At 66.5% G+C, this 14,952-nt stretch carries 12 protein-coding genes and 7 tRNA genes; 16 read left to right on the forward strand and 3 right to left on the reverse strand.

Translation table 11 applies throughout. The features are described 5' to 3' along the window. Positions 1-152 precede the first annotated feature (152 nt). The 13 genes from B0E52_RS09530 (at position 153) to B0E52_RS09590 (ending at position 9,903) form a co-directional block, all read left to right on the forward strand. Positions 153-229: transfer RNA gene (locus B0E52_RS09530), tRNA-Pro, on the forward strand. A 25-nt stretch (positions 230-254) separates the two neighbouring features. Then, positions 255-331 (forward strand) — tRNA-Arg (locus B0E52_RS09535). A 15-nt stretch (positions 332-346) separates the two neighbouring features. After that, positions 347-423 (forward strand) — tRNA-His (locus B0E52_RS09540). A 13-nt stretch (positions 424-436) separates the two neighbouring features. Further along, positions 437-512, forward strand: a tRNA-Lys gene (locus B0E52_RS09545). A 202-nt stretch (positions 513-714) separates the two neighbouring features. Then, positions 715-800: transfer RNA gene (locus B0E52_RS09550), tRNA-Leu, on the forward strand. Between the two features lie 83 nt (positions 801-883). Continuing rightward, on the forward strand, positions 884-2,176 hold the full coding sequence (gene tig, locus B0E52_RS09555) for a trigger factor (protein WP_077483596.1): 1,293 nt from the start codon (positions 884-886) through the stop codon (positions 2,174-2,176). 84 nt (positions 2,177-2,260) lie between these two features. Further along, positions 2,261-2,884, forward strand: a complete 624-nt coding sequence (clpP, locus tag B0E52_RS09560) for an ATP-dependent Clp endopeptidase proteolytic subunit ClpP (RefSeq protein WP_077483597.1) — start codon at positions 2,261-2,263, stop codon at positions 2,882-2,884. A 169-nt stretch (positions 2,885-3,053) separates the two neighbouring features. Next, entirely contained in the window at positions 3,054-4,346 is a 1,293-nt protein-coding gene (gene clpX / locus B0E52_RS09565) for an ATP-dependent Clp protease ATP-binding subunit ClpX (RefSeq protein ID WP_077483598.1), read from the forward strand. A gap of 224 nt (positions 4,347-4,570) precedes the next feature. Continuing rightward, complete coding sequence (gene lon / locus B0E52_RS09570; protein ID WP_077483599.1) at positions 4,571-7,060, forward strand: endopeptidase La; 2,490 nt, start codon at positions 4,571-4,573, stop codon at positions 7,058-7,060. 340 nt (positions 7,061-7,400) lie between these two features. Next, on the forward strand, positions 7,401-7,673 hold the full coding sequence (locus B0E52_RS09575) for an HU family DNA-binding protein (protein WP_077483600.1): 273 nt from the start codon (positions 7,401-7,403) through the stop codon (positions 7,671-7,673). A 19-nt stretch (positions 7,674-7,692) separates the two neighbouring features. Beyond that, positions 7,693-7,767 (forward strand) — tRNA-Val (locus B0E52_RS09580). Between the two features lie 9 nt (positions 7,768-7,776). Continuing rightward, a tRNA-Asp gene (locus B0E52_RS09585) sits at positions 7,777-7,853 on the forward strand. A gap of 145 nt (positions 7,854-7,998) precedes the next feature. Further along, positions 7,999-9,903: a SurA N-terminal domain-containing protein gene (locus tag B0E52_RS09590; RefSeq protein ID WP_077483601.1), complete on the forward strand. Its 1,905-nt coding sequence runs from the start codon at positions 7,999-8,001 to the stop codon at positions 9,901-9,903. A 92-nt stretch (positions 9,904-9,995) separates the two neighbouring features. On the opposite strand, the gene B0E52_RS09595 is transcribed toward B0E52_RS09590, so the two are convergent. Both B0E52_RS09595 and gloB read right to left on the reverse strand, forming a co-directional pair. Continuing rightward, positions 9,996-11,240, reverse strand: a complete 1,245-nt coding sequence (locus tag B0E52_RS09595) for a transglycosylase SLT domain-containing protein (protein ID WP_343124497.1) — start codon at positions 11,238-11,240, stop codon at positions 9,996-9,998. Further along, positions 11,237-12,004, reverse strand: coding sequence for a hydroxyacylglutathione hydrolase (gene gloB / locus B0E52_RS09600; RefSeq protein ID WP_077483602.1), 768 nt, complete (start codon positions 12,002-12,004; stop codon positions 11,237-11,239). The genes B0E52_RS09595 and gloB overlap by 4 nt, the downstream gene beginning before the upstream one ends. Positions 12,005-12,250: 246 nt before the next feature. On the opposite strand from gloB, the gene B0E52_RS09605 reads away from it, so the two are divergent. Genes B0E52_RS09605 through dnaQ form a run of 3 tightly spaced genes read left to right on the forward strand, consistent with a single transcriptional unit; the run spans position 12,251 to position 14,133 of the window. Further along, a complete protein-coding gene (locus B0E52_RS09605) occupies positions 12,251-12,934 on the forward strand; it encodes a methyltransferase domain-containing protein (protein WP_139351630.1) in 684 nt (227 codons plus the stop codon). A 12-nt stretch (positions 12,935-12,946) separates the two neighbouring features. Continuing rightward, positions 12,947-13,396 carry a ribonuclease HI gene (gene rnhA / locus B0E52_RS09610; protein ID WP_077483658.1) on the forward strand — a complete coding sequence of 150 codons (450 nt, stop codon included), beginning with the start codon at positions 12,947-12,949 and terminating at the stop codon, positions 13,394-13,396. After that, on the forward strand, positions 13,393-14,133 hold the full coding sequence (dnaQ, locus tag B0E52_RS09615; RefSeq protein ID WP_077483604.1) for a DNA polymerase III subunit epsilon: 741 nt from the start codon (positions 13,393-13,395) through the stop codon (positions 14,131-14,133). The genes rnhA and dnaQ overlap by 4 nt, the downstream gene beginning before the upstream one ends. On the opposite strand, the gene B0E52_RS09620 is transcribed toward dnaQ, so the two are convergent. Continuing rightward, positions 14,125-14,826 carry a protein phosphatase 2C domain-containing protein gene (locus B0E52_RS09620; RefSeq protein WP_077483605.1) on the reverse strand — a complete coding sequence of 234 codons (702 nt, stop codon included), beginning with the start codon at positions 14,824-14,826 and terminating at the stop codon, positions 14,125-14,127. The genes dnaQ and B0E52_RS09620 overlap by 9 nt on opposite strands. Positions 14,827-14,952: the final 126 nt, after the last annotated feature.

The following is a 14,952-nucleotide window of genomic DNA, read 5'->3' on the forward strand; positions in this document are numbered from 1 at the left end:
CGCGCTTCGTCTTGCTTCCACGGAGCGGCGCAGTTTGTCGGTGCCGTGGAACGGTGGGCAAGGTGCCCTGAGCGATGCGCGCGGATTGACGGTTGGCATGGTCGCCCGTAGCATTCCAAGGTTCCGTTGATGAAGGCTGTCGCGGGCTCGTTCGGGGTATAGCTCAGTCTGGTAGAGCGTTGCGTTTGGGACGCAAAAGTCGGGGGTTCGAATCCCTCTGCCCCGACCAGTTGCGTGTTCTGCCGTCGGCGTCCGCGCCTGTAGCTCAACCGGATAGAGCATCGGCCTTCTAAGCCGACGGTTGCAGGTTCGAGTCCTGTCGGGCGCACCAGTTAAGTGTTTCATGGTGGGCGTAGCTCAGCTGGTTAGAGTCCCGGATTGTGATTCCGGTTGTCGTGGGTTCGAATCCCATCGCTCACCCCAAATTGAAGTTTCAGGGCCGTTAGCTCAGTTGGTAGAGCAGTTGACTCTTAATCAATTGGTCGTAGGTTCGAATCCTACACGGCCCACCAATTTGCCTAGCGCCGACCCTTGCGGTCGGCGCTTCGTTTTTGGGCCGCGCAAAGCCGGGCCGATGTGCGCTGCATGCTTGTGCTGCGGCTTGGCGCACCCGTACAATGAACCGCTTTAGCGCTGGGTAATCATCGACTTAGGCTGCGGCGGGGCAGGCGTGGCGCGCGCGCCGTGGCTGCCTCGGCGGCCGGGCTGGGCAAGGCGAAAGTGGCGGAACTGGTAGACGCACCAGATTTAGGTTCTGGCGGGTAACCCCCGTGCGGGTTCGAGTCCCGCCTTTCGCACCATGCCACGATGGTTTTCCGGCGCCTTAACGGTTGCCGCCAGGGTGCCCGCCGGGTGCCACAACAATCAGGTTCCAGGAGACGACATGCAGGTTTCGGTTGAGAACATCGGCACGCTCGAGCGCAAGCTCACGGTGAAGTTTCCCGCCGAGCGTTACGAGACGCAGGTGAGTGCGCGCATCGCGGAGCTGGGGCGCACGGTACGCCTGAAGGGTTTTCGTCCGGGCAAGGTGCCGGTGGCGGTCATCAAGCAGCGTTTCGGTGAGCAGGTGCGCGGCGAAGTGCTGTCCGACCTGATCGGCAGCACGTTGCGCGAGGCGGTGACGCAGGAGAAGCTGCAGCCGGTCGCGAACCCCGCGATCGACACCACCGGCAAGCCGGAGAACGGCGAGATCGCCTATACCGCCACCTTCGAGGTGATGCCGGAGTTCCCGGCGGTCGATGTCGCCGCGCTGGAGATCAAGCGTCCACAGGCCGAGGTGGCCGACGCCGACGTGGAGAAGATGCTGGAAACGCTGCGCCAGCAGCGCCGCAGCTTCGAGCTGGTCGAACGCGCGTCGGCCGAAGGCGATTTCGTGATGTTCGAGTACGCCGCACAGGCCGGCGACTACCGCTTCCCGGCCGACGGCCTGGAGCGTGCGGGCAGCGTGCTCGGTTCGGGCAACCTGTTCAAGGCGCTGGACGAAGCGCTGACCGGTCGCAGGGGCGACGACAGCTACGAGGCCGACATCGAGTTCCCGGCGGACTTCCGCAACGAGGGCCTGGCTGGCAAGAGCGCCAAGGTGAGCTTCAAGATCGTCAAGGTGCAGGAGCCGAAGCTGCCGGAGATCGACGCCGAGTTCGCCAAGCTGTTCGGCATCGCTGACGGCGACCTGGAGCACTTCCGCAAGGAAGTGCGCGCGAATCTCGAGCGCGAGCTGAAGGCCGCGCTGATGGGCCGGCTGAAGTCCGAGGTGGCCGAGAAGCTGGCCGACGCGCATCCCGCGCTGGACGTGCCGAAGCTGATGGTGCAGTCCGAGGCGCAGGCGATGGCCGCGGGCAGCGTGCCGCGTGGCCAGCAGGCGCCGCCGCAGCTGGTCGAGGCCGCGCTGCCGATGGCGCGCAAGCGCGTGATCGCCGGCCTGCTGATGGGCGAGATCGCCCGCAACCAGGAGCTGAAGATCGACCGCAAGCGCGTGGCCGAGCAGCTCGCCGCGATCGCCTCGACCTACGAGGAGCCGGAAAAGGTCATTGAACTCTACAACGGCGACCCCCAGTTGATGTCAGGGCTGCAGAACCGCGTCATGGAAGACCAGGTGGCCGAGTGGGTGGCGGAGCACGCCAATACCACCAACCTCGACCTGAGCTTCGACGAGGTGATGCGCCCCGCGGGCGCCTGACGATCAGGCATCCGCCCATCGGGTCTGGCGCAGACTGGGCCCGGTGGCATACTTCAGGCACATCAACGAGAGAGCGCAAACACCATGGAACCGATTCAGAACCTCAACCTGGTGCCGATGGTCGTCGAGCAGACTGCCCGCGGCGAGCGCTCCTACGACATCTACTCGCGCCTGCTCAAGGAGCGGGTGATCTTCCTGGTGGGCGAGGTCAACGACCAGGTGGCGAACCTGCTGGTCGCGCAGATGCTGTTCCTGGAGTCGGAAAATCCGGACAAGGACATCCACCTGTACATCAACAGCCCGGGCGGCGCGGTCACCGCAGGGCTGGCGATCTACGACACCATGCAGTACATCAAGCCCGACGTCAGCACCATGTGCATCGGCCAGGCCTGCAGCGCCGCGTCGCTGCTGCTGATGGCCGGCGCCAAGGGCAAGCGCTATTCGCTGCCCAACTCACGCGTGATGATCCACCAGCCGTCGGGCGGCGCCCGCGGCCAGGCGACTGACATCGAGATCCAGGCGCAGGAAATCCTGTACCTGCGCCGGCGCCTCAACGATATCTACGTGCAGCACACCGGCCAGCCGCTGGACAAGATCGAGCGTGACATGGAGCGCGACCGCTTCATGAGCGCGGAGGCGGCCTGCGAGTACGGCCTGATCGATGCGGTGCTCGATCGTCGCGCCGTCGACACGGTCAAGTCGGCCTGAGAGTGTCCTTGCGATCATCCCTGATCGCGAAGGTCAAACGGGCGGCCATCCTTGGCCGCACACTTCACGGTTGGGTCCCTGGGGCTCCGCGCCTGCGGGCAGGCGCGGAGCCCTGTGCTATTCTCGGCCGCAACCTGAATCACCCAGTTTCACCAGCGGAATCGAAAGTATGAGCGACGATCGGCAGGGGCGTTCCAGCGACGGCGGAAAGATTCTCTACTGCTCTTTCTGCGGCAAGAGCCAGCATGAAGTGCGCAAGCTGATCGCGGGTCCGTCCGTGTTCATCTGCGACGAATGCGTGGAGCTGTGCAACGACATCATCCGCGAGGAGCTGGAGGAGAAGGCCGCCTCCGGTCGCACCCAGCTGCCCAAACCCAAGGAGATCCGCGAGTCGCTCGACCAGTACGTGGTGGGCCAGACCCGTGCCAAGAAGGCGCTGGCGGTGGCGGTGTACAACCACTACAAGCGCATGGAATCGCGCCAGAAGAACGACGAGATCGAACTGGGCAAGTCCAACATCCTGCTGATCGGGCCCACCGGTTCGGGCAAGACGCTGCTGGCCGAGACGCTGGCGCGCCTGCTCAACGTGCCGTTCACGATCGCCGACGCCACCACGCTGACTGAAGCCGGTTACGTGGGCGAGGACGTCGAGAACATCATCCAGAAGCTGCTGCAGAAGTGCGACTACGACGTCGAGAAGGCGCAGTCGGGCATCGTCTACATCGACGAGATCGACAAGATCTCGCGCAAGAGCGAGAACCCGTCGATCACCCGCGACGTCTCGGGCGAAGGCGTGCAGCAGGCGCTGCTGAAGCTGATCGAGGGCACCCTGGCCTCGGTGCCTCCGCAGGGCGGGCGCAAGCACCCGCAGCAGGAATTCCTGCAGGTGGACACCAAGAACATCCTGTTCATCTGCGGTGGCGCGTTCGCGGGGCTGGAGAAGGTGATCCAGCAGCGCTCCGAGAATACCGGCATCGGCTTCGGCGCCGAGGTGCGCAGCAAGGAGCGCACCCAGAACCTGGGCAAGACGCTGGCCGACGTGGAGCCGGCGGATCTGGTGAAGTTCGGCCTGATCCCCGAGTTCGTCGGCCGCCTGCCGGTGGTCGCCACTCTGGACGAGCTGGACGAGGCGGCGCTGGTAAAGATCCTCACCGAGCCGAGGAACGCCGTCACCAAGCAATTCAAGAAACTGTTCGAGATGGAAGAGGTGGAGCTGGAGTTCCGCCCCGAGGCGCTGCAGGCGATCGCCAAGAAGGCGCTCAAGCGCAAGACCGGCGCCCGCGGCCTGCGCACCATCCTCGAACAAGTGCTGCTGGACACCATGTACGAGCTGCCGTCGCTGGAGCATGTCAGCAAGGTGGTGGTAGACGACGCGGTGATCGATGGCCAGGCCGAGCCCTACCTGATCTACCGAGGCAACCTGCAGCAGCGCGTGGCGGGGGATGGCGGCGACGCCGCCTGATCGCCGCCGGCTTCACGTGAACGGCTCCGGCGCCCGCGCCGGGGCCGTTTTGTTTTGCGCGCGTCCCTCGCGCCGCCCCGCCGGACGCGCGGGAGGGCGTGCGGGGCGGTCCCTGCCGTTCCCCGGCAAAGCTTGCGTACCGACGGGTTCGCCACCACTTGACGTGTCATGGTGCCCGGCGCAGTGTCGGGCTTGTCCCACCGGATTCCCGTGAGAACCCCTCGATGGCCAAGAACGCTCCTATGCCTGCCGTAATCGACACGCTGCCCGTGCTGCCGCTGCGCGACGTGGTGGTCTATCCGCACATGGTCATCCCGCTGTTCGTGGGCCGCGACAAATCCATGCGCGCGCTGGAGCGCGCAATGGAGAGCGAACGGCAGATCCTGCTGGTGGCGCAGAAGAGCCCGGACATCGACGACCCGGCGGTGGATGACCTGCAGCAGATCGGCACGCTGGCCGGCGTGCTGCAATTGCTGAAGCTGCCCGACGGCACGGTGAAGGTGCTGGTCGAGGGCCAGTCGCGGGTGTCCGTCGAGGACTGCCACGAGGATGGCGGCATGCTGGTGGCGCGCTCGCGCGTGATCGCGCCGGTCTACAGTGTCAAGGAGCGCGAGCTGGACGTGGTCTCGCGCACGCTGATCTCGCTGTTCGAGCAGCTGGTGAAGCAGAGCCGCAAGCTGCCGCCGGAAGTGCTGGCCAGCCTGTCCGGCATCGAAGATCCTTCGCGCGTGGCCGACTCGATCGCCGCGCATCTGTCCGTGCGCATGGCCGACAAGCAGAAGGTGCTGGAAACCGCCGACGTGGGCGAACGGCTGGAGCTCTTGATCGGCCTCGTCGACGGCGAGATGGACCTGCAGCAGGTGGAGAAGCGCATCCGCGGCCGCGTCAAGTCGCAGATGGAGAAGAGCCAGCGCGAGTACTACCTCAACGAGCAGATGAAGGCGATCCAGAAGGAACTGGGCGAAGGCGAGGATGGCCCGAACGAGGTCGAGGAGCTGCAGAAGAAGATCGAGAACGCCGGCATGCCGAAGGCGGTGCTGGCCAAGGCGCGCCAGGAATTCGGCAAGCTGCGCCAGATGTCGCCGATGTCGGCCGAGGCCACGGTGGTGCGCAACTACCTGGACTGGCTGGTCGGCGTGCCGTGGAAGAAGCGCAGCAAGGTGCGCAAGGACCTGGCGCTGGCGCAGCAGGTGCTGGATGCCGACCATTTCGGCCTGGAGAAGGTCAAGGACCGCATCCTCGAATACCTCGCCGTGCAGCATCGCGTGTCGGTGATGAAGGGGCCGATCCTGTGCCTGGTCGGTCCGCCCGGCGTGGGCAAGACCTCGCTCGGCCAGTCGATCGCCAAGGCCACCAACCGCAAGTTCGTCCGCATGTCGCTGGGTGGCGTGCGCGACGAGGCGGAAATCCGCGGTCATCGCCGTACCTACATCGGTTCGATGCCGGGCCGCATCGTGCAGAACCTCAACAAGTCAGGCAGCAAGAACCCGCTGTTCGTGCTGGATGAGATCGACAAGATGTCGATGGACTTCCGTGGCGACCCGTCCTCGGCGCTGCTGGAAGTGCTCGATCCCGAGCAGAACCACGCGTTCAACGACCATTATCTCGAAGTCGATCTCGACCTCTCCGAGGTGATGTGGATCGCCACCGCGAATTCGCTGAACATCCCGGGCCCGCTGCTCGACCGCATGGAGGTGATCCGCATCCCCGGCTATACCGAGGACGAGAAGCTGGCGATCGCGCAGAAGTACCTGCTGCCGAAGCAGCTCAAGGCGAACGGCCTGAAGACCGAAGAACTGAGCGTGGTGGAGGAGGCCGTGCGCGACATCGTGCGCTACTACACGCGCGAGTCCGGCGTGCGCAGCCTCGAACGCGAGATTTCCAAGATCTGCCGCAAGGTGGTGAAGGAGCTCACCCTGGGCGAGGTGCGCAAGGCCAAGGGCAACGCCAAACCGGCGGCGGCGAAACCCGCTAAGGGCAAGGCAAAGGCGGCGGCGGCGGTGGTCGTGGATTCGGCGAATCTCGACCATTACCTCGGCGTGCGCCGCTTCGATTTCGGCCGCAAGGAACTGCAGAACGAAGTGGGCCTGGTCACCGGCCTGGCCTGGACCCAGGTGGGCGGCGAACTGCTCAGCATCGAGGCCTCGGTGGTGGCCGGTAAGGGCCGGCTGGTGCATACCGGCCAACTCGGCGACGTGATGAAGGAATCCATCCAGGCCGCGCTGTCGGTGGTGCGCGCGCGGGTGGACTTGCTAGGCATCGATCCCGAGTTCCACCAGAAGTTCGACATCCACGTGCACGTGCCCGAGGGCGCCACGCCGAAAGACGGTCCCAGCGCCGGCATCGGCATGTGCACCGCGCTGGTGTCCGCGCTCACCAAGGTGCCGGTGCGTTCGGAAGTGGCGATGACCGGCGAGATCACCCTGCGCGGACGCGTGCTGCCGATTGGCGGTCTGAAGGAGAAACTGCTGGCCGCGCATCGCGGCGGCATCACCACGGTGATCATTCCCGAGGACAACCAGAAGGATCTGGCCGACATGCCGGCCAACATCACCTCCTCGCTGGAGATCCACCCGGTGCGCTGGATCGACGAGGTGCTGGATATCGCGCTGGAGCGTCCGCTGCAGCCGAACGAAGCGAGGCCGGAATCGCACGCCGCGCGCGAGGAACAGACGGACGTCGACGAGGCGGAGTCGCACGCGCGCCCCCACTGAGGCCGTTTGCGGGCAAGGCGTGACAGGATCCCGAAGTGGACAGGGCGCCTTGCGTTTTCATGTGTTACGGGGAATCCGCAGGCGTTGCGGGTGTTTTGCGATGCAGTCGCCGGCAAATCGCCGCTGCCGCTGCATGCGTCCTGAAAACCTTGCTGCAGCTTGTATTGCGGTGTTCGGCGAGGCACTGGTATAAAGGCGAAACCGCAATCCCGGCGCCTGCTGCATGTGACCGTGATGCGGGGTTGCGTTACGGCGCCAAGCGGGTACCAACCATCCACGGCGGCTGCGTGCGCCCATGCCACGGGGCGAGCCTGCCGCAAAACGTACTAGGGAGTTTTCAATGAATAAAACCGATCTGATCAATGCCATCGCCGACAAGGCTGAACTGACCAAGGCCGACGCCGGTCGCGCGCTCGAAGCGTTCTTCGAGGTCGTGCAGAAGTCGCTGAAGAAGGGTGAGGACGTGTCGGTGGTCGGTTTCGGTACCTTCACCGTGCGCAAGCGCGCCGCCCGTACCGGTCGCAACCCGCGTACCAACGAGACGATCAAGATCAAGGCTTCGAAGGTTCCCGCCTTCAAGGCTGGCAAGACGCTCAAGGACGCCCTAAACTGAGCGGCTGACGCTCGGTTTCGGGTGCTTAGCTCAGCGGTAGAGCGCCGCCCTTACAAGGCGATGGTCGTAGGTTCGATCCCTACAGCACCCACCAGAACGATGTGGAGCGGTAGTTCAGTCGGTTAGAATGCTGGCCTGTCACGCCGGAGGTCGCGGGTTCGAGTCCCGTCCGCTCCGCCACGGTTCGCAAGGGCGCCCCTGTGGCGCCCTTGTCGTTTGGATGGCGTTCCGGGGGAATCCGCTGTGACTGGCGCCACGCCGGCACCCAATGATTCATGCAACGTGCGCCGTGTGCGCCGATCAACACTGGCAGGAAGGGTAGGCAATGCTGCAGGCAATGCGGAACAAGATGCATGGATGGCCGGCCGTCGTCCTTCTCGGGGTGGCCACCTTCGCGATGACGTTCTTCGGCATCGAGGGCTACATCATGTCGCGTGCCGACACCTACGTGGCGAAGGTGGGCAAGCACGAGATCAGCCAGCAGGATTTCCAGGGCCGCATGAACCAGCTGCGCCAGCAGCTGAGTGCCGAGCAGGGTGACAGCTTCGATCCGGACGCGTTCGAGAAGCCGGAAACGAAGCTGAAGGTGCTGGACGGCATGATCGACCAGCAACTGCTGCTGAAGGCGAACCAGGACTGGGGCATCCGCGTGCCCGACCAGGCCGTGCGCGACTACATCGCGGCGATCCCGGCGTTCCAGATCAATGGCCAGTTCGATCCCGCCACCTACCGCACCTTGCTGGCCGAGCAGCGCAAGACGCCCGAGATGTTCCAGGGCGACGTGCGCGCCTCGCTGTCCACCCAGGCGCTGCCGAACGCGATCGATGCCAGCACGATCGTCACGGACGCCGAGATCGACCACTTCCTCGACCTGCGCATGCAGCGCCGCGACATCAGCTACGCCGTGCTGCCCAAGCCGCAGCCTGCCGACGCCACCGTCACCGACGCGCAGATCGCGGACTATTACAAGGCGCACCTCGCCGACTACATGAACCCCGAGCAGGTGTCGCTGCAGTACCTCGAGGTGAACGGCGCCGACTTGAAGCCGGATGCCGCGCCCAGCGACGCCGACCTGATGAAGCGCTACGAGAGCGAGAAGCAGCGCTACGTGCAGCCCGAGCAGCGCGAGGTGTCGCACATCCTCGTCAACGTGCCCGCGAACGCCACGCCCGAGCAGCAGAAAGCTGCGCTGGCCAAGGCCGACAAGATCGCGGCCGAAGCCACGCCGGAGAACTTCGCCAAGCTGGCCGCGCAGGACTCGGACGACTTGGGCTCGAAGCGCCAGGGCGGCGACCTGGGCTGGCTGCAGAAGGGCGTGACCAATGCTGCCTTCGACACCGCGATGTTCGCGCTGCAGAAGGGCGAGATCTCCAAGCCGGTGCTGACCCCGGACGGCTACGACATCATCTGGCTGCGCGACACCCGCAGTGGCGAGGCCAAGTCCTTCGCAGAGGTGCGCGACCAGCTGCTGGCCGAGGCCACCGCGGGCGACAAGGACCGCAAGTACAACGAGGTGGCCGGCAAGTTGTCGGACAGCGCTTACCAGAATCCGTCCTCGCTGGAACCGGCCGCGCAGGCGCTGGGCCTTTCGGTCAAGACCACCGCGCTGTTCTCGCGCCAGGGCGGCGAGGGCATTGCCGCCAATCCCAAGGTGACCAAGGCGGCGTTCGGAAACGACGTGCTGGCGCAGGGCAACAACTCCAACCTCATCGAGCTCGGCAACGACGACGCGGTGGTGATCCGCGTGGCGAAGCACGTGCCCGCCGCGGCCAAGCCGCTGGCCCAGGTGCATGACGAGATCGGCAAGACCATCCTGGATCAGCGCATCGAGACGGCAGCGAAGCAGCAGGCCGATACCTTGCTGGCGCGCCTGCGCAAGGGCGAGGCGCTGGCCGCCGTGGCGGCCTCGGCCAACGCCGACATCAAGAGCGCGAACGAAGTGGTGCGCATCCAGACCGACGTGCCGGCGGCACTGCGCGACGAAGCCTTCCTGTTGCCGCATCCGGCCGAGGGCAAGCCGCAGTACGCCGCGGTGGACATGCGCGACGGCAGCTATGCGCTGCTGGCGGTGGACAAGGTGCAGGGAGCCGACCTGTCCAAGGTCACCTCCGAGCAGCGGAACATGCTGCGCCAGCAGATGATCCAGGCCTACGGCGCGGTGGCGACCCAGGAACTGATCAAGTCACTGCGCAACAGCACCGAGATCAAGATCGCCAAGGACCGGATGTAAGTCCCCGGTCGATACGGAGCATGCGAAAAAGGCGGCCGTGGCCGCCTTTTTCGTCTCCGCAACTCGGTGGTTGGTGGCGAGCGCCGGCCGGTTCAGCGCGAGGCGCTGATCTTGAGCACTTGGCCGGGCTTGATGGATTGTCCGTGCAGGTGGTTCCAGTGCTGCAGGTCACCCACGCTCACCGAATAGTGGCGGGCCAGCAGCCACAGGCTTTCGCCGGACTTCACACGGTGTGTCCGCGCGCGTCCCGCGACCGTCTGCGCGGGCTTCGCGCCGGCCGCACTCGCATCGGTGGCGTCGGTGGCGCCGATGCCGGTCGCGAACGAAGCCTCGGGCAGGCGATCGGCGCTCGCGCTGGCCGCCTGGTTCAGCAGCGCATCGCGGAACTGCTGCGCGTGGCTGACCGGCATCATCAGGTAGGAGGCGATGCTGGTGTCGGCGACGTCGTTGCGGAAGGCAGCGTTGAGGTTCTTCAGCTGGTCCAGCGGCATGCCGGCGCGATCGGCGGCACGCGCCAGCGGCATCGAGTGCGGCAGCGCCACCGAGACGAGGTGCTGGCTGGGCGTCAGCGTGGGCAGGCTGACGTGGAAGCGGTCGGGTTCGCGCACCACGCAGGCCATCGCCAGCAGCTTGGTGAGGTGCTCGCGGGTGATGTCGTGCACCGGCCAGCGCGGGATCACCGGTGTCGCTGGCGGCAGGCCGTGCTGCTGGACGAGCTTGCGCGTTCGGAACTCGCCGGCGTTGTAGGCATAGTCGGCGACGCGCCAGTCGTGGAACTGATCGTGATAGTGGCTCAGCAGCTTCATCACCGCGTCGGCGGAAGCATGCACGTCGAGGCGGCCGTCGTAATGGCGATCCACGCGCAGGCCCATGGCAGCCGCCGTGGTTGGCATGATCTGCCACATGCCGGCCGGACGGTCACGCCGGCCGGGGATCGGGCGGAAGCCGCTCTCGACCCAGGGCAGCAGCACGAACTCGCCGGCGACGTCGTGCTCGGCGGCCACCTGCTGCACGTAGGTGAGCTTGGGCAGCGCGTCGCGCACTTCCTGCTCGAAGCGCTGCGGGTTGCGCGTGTAGCGCCGCGCCCAGGACAGTACCGCGGGATCGGCATCGCAATCGGCCATCGCGAAGCTGCCGCGCAATCGATCCCAGACGTCGCTGGCCTCCGGCGCCGGTGCGGCCGTGATAGCTGGTGGCGGCGTTTCGATGGCGCCGGATGCTGACGGAACGAGAAGCGGCCCCGGCTCGGGACGTGGCGGCGGCGTGGTGGCGCAGGCGGCGAGCAGGGCCGAGAGCGCCAGCGGCAGCAATCGCTTCGGATAAAGATGCGTGCTCATGCGCGGAACGCATCCTTGGCCGCGCGCACGGTGGCGAAGCGGGTGGTGCGATCCGCGGGATCGCCAGACTGCCGCCGGCACCAGTCGACCACGGCCGGCGCGTCGGTGCGCAGGAAGGGATTGGTCGCCAGCTCGCTGGCCATGGATACCGGCAGGGTGGGGTGCTGCCGTGCGCGCAGCGTCTCCACCTCGCGCAGGCGCGCCGACAAGGCGGCATTGTCCGGTTCGACCTCGCGGGCGAAGCGGCCGTTGGCGGTGGTGTATTCATGGCCGCAGCAGAGCAGGGTGTTGGCCGGCAGTGTCGCGAGGCGATCCAGCGAAGCCAGCATCTGCGCGGGCGTGCCCTCGAACAGGCGGCCGCAGCCCAGGCTGAACAAGGTGTCGCCGGCCAGCAGCAAGCCTTCGCCGAGGTAGGCCACGTGGCTCAGCGTATGGCCGGGCACCGCGATCACCTCGAAGCTCGCCTGCGGCTGCGACAAGGTGATGCGCTCGCCGTCGCGCACGCGCACGGTGGCCGCCTCGATGCGGGCATCCTCGGGCGCGTACACGGGCACGCCGTGCCGCTGGCGCAGCGCCAGCGCACCGCCGACATGATCGTGATGATGGTGGGTCAGCAGGATCGCCCGCAGCTGCAGCTTGCGCGTGGCCAGCGCCTGTTCCACCGGCGCATCGTCGCCGGGATCGACGACGAGCGCGTGGCCCGCGTCATCGTGCAGCAACCAGATGTAATTGTCGGCCAGCGCCGGTAACGGTACGAGATGCATGGCATGCTCCGCTGCGTTGGTTCACTAACGTGCAGACGCAGCCATCCCGGCATGCGCGAACCGGACGACTATAAACAGCCTGCTCCGGCGACTCGTTAGCATGTCGTTAATGCGAGTGGTGGCGGTTCAGCGATGTGAGGCGCGTCCGCAACGATCTGCGACACGGTCGGCGTTGCCAAACGCTACACTGCGGGCTGGATTTCGAGGATGGCCGGGGGTCGGCACCGCCGGCACCGGATCGAGTGCATGCCGCTTCAACGCGATCAGGACATACATGCCAGCGTTCCCCTGCGGCAGTTGCGCAGCGGACAATGGCGCAGCATGGCGCCCTTGCTGCAGCGCGAGACGGGGCGACGCGCATTGCGTATCGGCGTGGCCGACGACGACGCGGTGCCGCCCTTGCCCGACGTGACGTGGACGCGACTGTGGCTGACGGAGGGCGGCTACCGCGGCGACCTGCGCGGCCGTGCCGACGAACCGTTGCCCTTCATCGACGAAGCCTTCGACCTGGTCTGGTTGCAGCATGCGCTGGAGCCGGCACCGCAGGTCGCCGCGCTGCTGGCCGAGGCGTGCCGCGTGCTGGCCGCCGGCGGCGTGCTGGTGGTGACCGCGGTGCATCCGCTGGGCGGCTGGGCTCCCTGGTTCTGCTGGCGTGCAAGGAGGCAGCGGCAATCGCTGCAGTGGCCGTGGCGCCTGCGCCAGCAACTCCGGCGGCAAGGGCTGGAGATCGATGGCTTGCATCGGCTTGGCGCGGTTTGGCCCAGTGACGCACGGCCGGCGGGTGGCGACAGCCGCTGGGGTGGCGGCTATCTGTTGCTGGCGCGCAAGCAGCGGCGCCAGGCCATTCCCCTGAAATTGCGGCCGTTGCCGGCGCGCGCGCCGGTAAACGCGCACCTGTCGCCGGGCACGCGGCGGCACTCCGTATCTTGATTGGAAAACTGCGTGACGACTGAAGAAGTGGAAGCATTCACCGATGGCGCCTGCCTCGGCAATCCGGGACCCGGCGGCTGGGCGGCGCTGCTGCGCACCAAGGGCCGCGAACGCCTGCTGGCAGGCGGCGAGCCCGACACCACCAACAACCGCATGGAACTGATGGCGGCGATCGGCGCGCTGGAGGCGTTGACGCGACCCTGCGCCGTGCTGCTCACTACCGATTCGCGCTACGTGATACAGGGCATCGAGCAGTGGCTGCCGAAATGGCGCGCCAACGGCTGGCGCACCGCCGACAAGAAGCCGGTGAAGAACCAGGACCTGTGGGAGCGCCTCTCCACGGCGAGCGGCCATCATCGTGTGCGCTGGCAATGGGTGAAGGGTCACAACGGCCACGCCGAGAACGAACGCGTGGACCAGGCCGCACGCGAGCAGGCCGAACAGCACAGGAGCAACGCATGAGGCAGGTGGTGCTGGACACGGAAACCACTGGCCTGGAAGTGCGCCAGGGCCACCGACTGGTGGAAATCGCCTGTGTGGAAATGGTCGGGCGGCGGCTCACCGGCCGCTACTGGCAAACCTATCTCAATCCCCAGCGGGCGATGGACGAGGGCGCCAGCCAGGTTACCGGCATCCGCGACGGCGATCTGGTCGACAAACCACTGTTCGCCAGCAAGGTGGACGAGTTCCTCGCCTTCGTCGATGGCGCGGAGCTGGTCATCCACAACGCCAGCTTCGACGTGGGCTTCCTCGATGCCGAACTGGCACGCCTGGGCGAGGGCTACGGCCGCATCGGCGACCGCTGCAGCGTGCTCGACACGCTGGCGATGGCGCGCGAACGCTACCCCGGCCAGCGCAACAGCCTCGACGCGCTGTGCAAGCGCCTCGGGGTGGACAACTCGCGCCGCGACCTGCATGGCGGCCTGATCGACGCACAGTTGTTGGCTGACGTCTATCTCGCGATGACCTCGGGCCAGGTGGCGCTGGACTTGGCCTTCGAGCAGCCGCAGGAATCGTCGGCGACGACGGCAGCTGCGCCGCTGGTATTGCGCGGACGGCCGCGCGTGCTGCGCGCATCCGCCGAGGAGGCCGCCGCGCACGAGCAACGCCTCGATGCGCTGGACAAGGGCGCCGGCGGCGTCAGCGTCTGGCGCAAGCTGGAAACGGTCGAGGCGTCTGTGGAAGCCGGCTCAGCTTGAGCGCACCAGGATCGCGGTGATGTTGTCCTTGCCGCCGCGATCCAGCGCGTTCAACAGCAGCTGATCCACGCACTCCTGTGCGGCGAGGTCGGTACGCGCCACGGTGCGCGCGATCGAGGCCGCGTCGAGATCCTCGGTCAGGCCGTCGCTGCATAGCAGGAAACCCATGCCGGGCACCACGCGGCCGTGCGCCATGCCGATGTGCAGCTGGGAGGGGGCAGTCACGCCCAGCGCCTGGGTCAGCACGTTGCGTTGCGGATGCCGCGCGGTATGCGCCGGATCCAGTTGCCCTGCCTCGACCAGCGCCTGCACCAGCGAGTGGTCGTGGCTGATCTGGCGCAGCTCGCGCCCGGTGGTGTAGATGCGGCTGTCGCCCACCCACGCCGCCTCGTAACCGTCCTCGTTCAGGCGCAAGGCCGCGATCGTGCTGCCCATCGGCATCACGTCGGCGTAGTCATGCAGTTGCGCCAGCAGATGTTCGTCGGCACCGCGAATCGCTTCGGCCAGGCTGTGCCCGCGGCTTACCAGCTCGACCACGCTGTCGCGCACGAGGGCCGAGGCCACCTCGCCGTGCAGGTGCCCGCCCATGCCATCGGCCACCAGGAACAGGCCGAGCGCCGCGTCGACGTAATAGGTGTCCTCGTTGCGCGTGCGGCGCAATCCGACGTGGGTGGCGTGTCCGAATTCGATCATGGGTGGAGCATGGCGGATGTTGGGGGAGGGTGCAAAAGCGAATGCGTGATTTGAAACATGGGTGGGATTGTTCGGCTCATCCATGAGCCGAACCCCTTCGCGCTTGCGCGCTGCGGGGCCAGCCTT

Origin of the sequence: Rhodanobacter sp. C06, from assembly GCF_002001105.1 — a bacterium.
Classification (GTDB): domain Bacteria; phylum Pseudomonadota; class Gammaproteobacteria; order Xanthomonadales; family Rhodanobacteraceae; genus Rhodanobacter_A.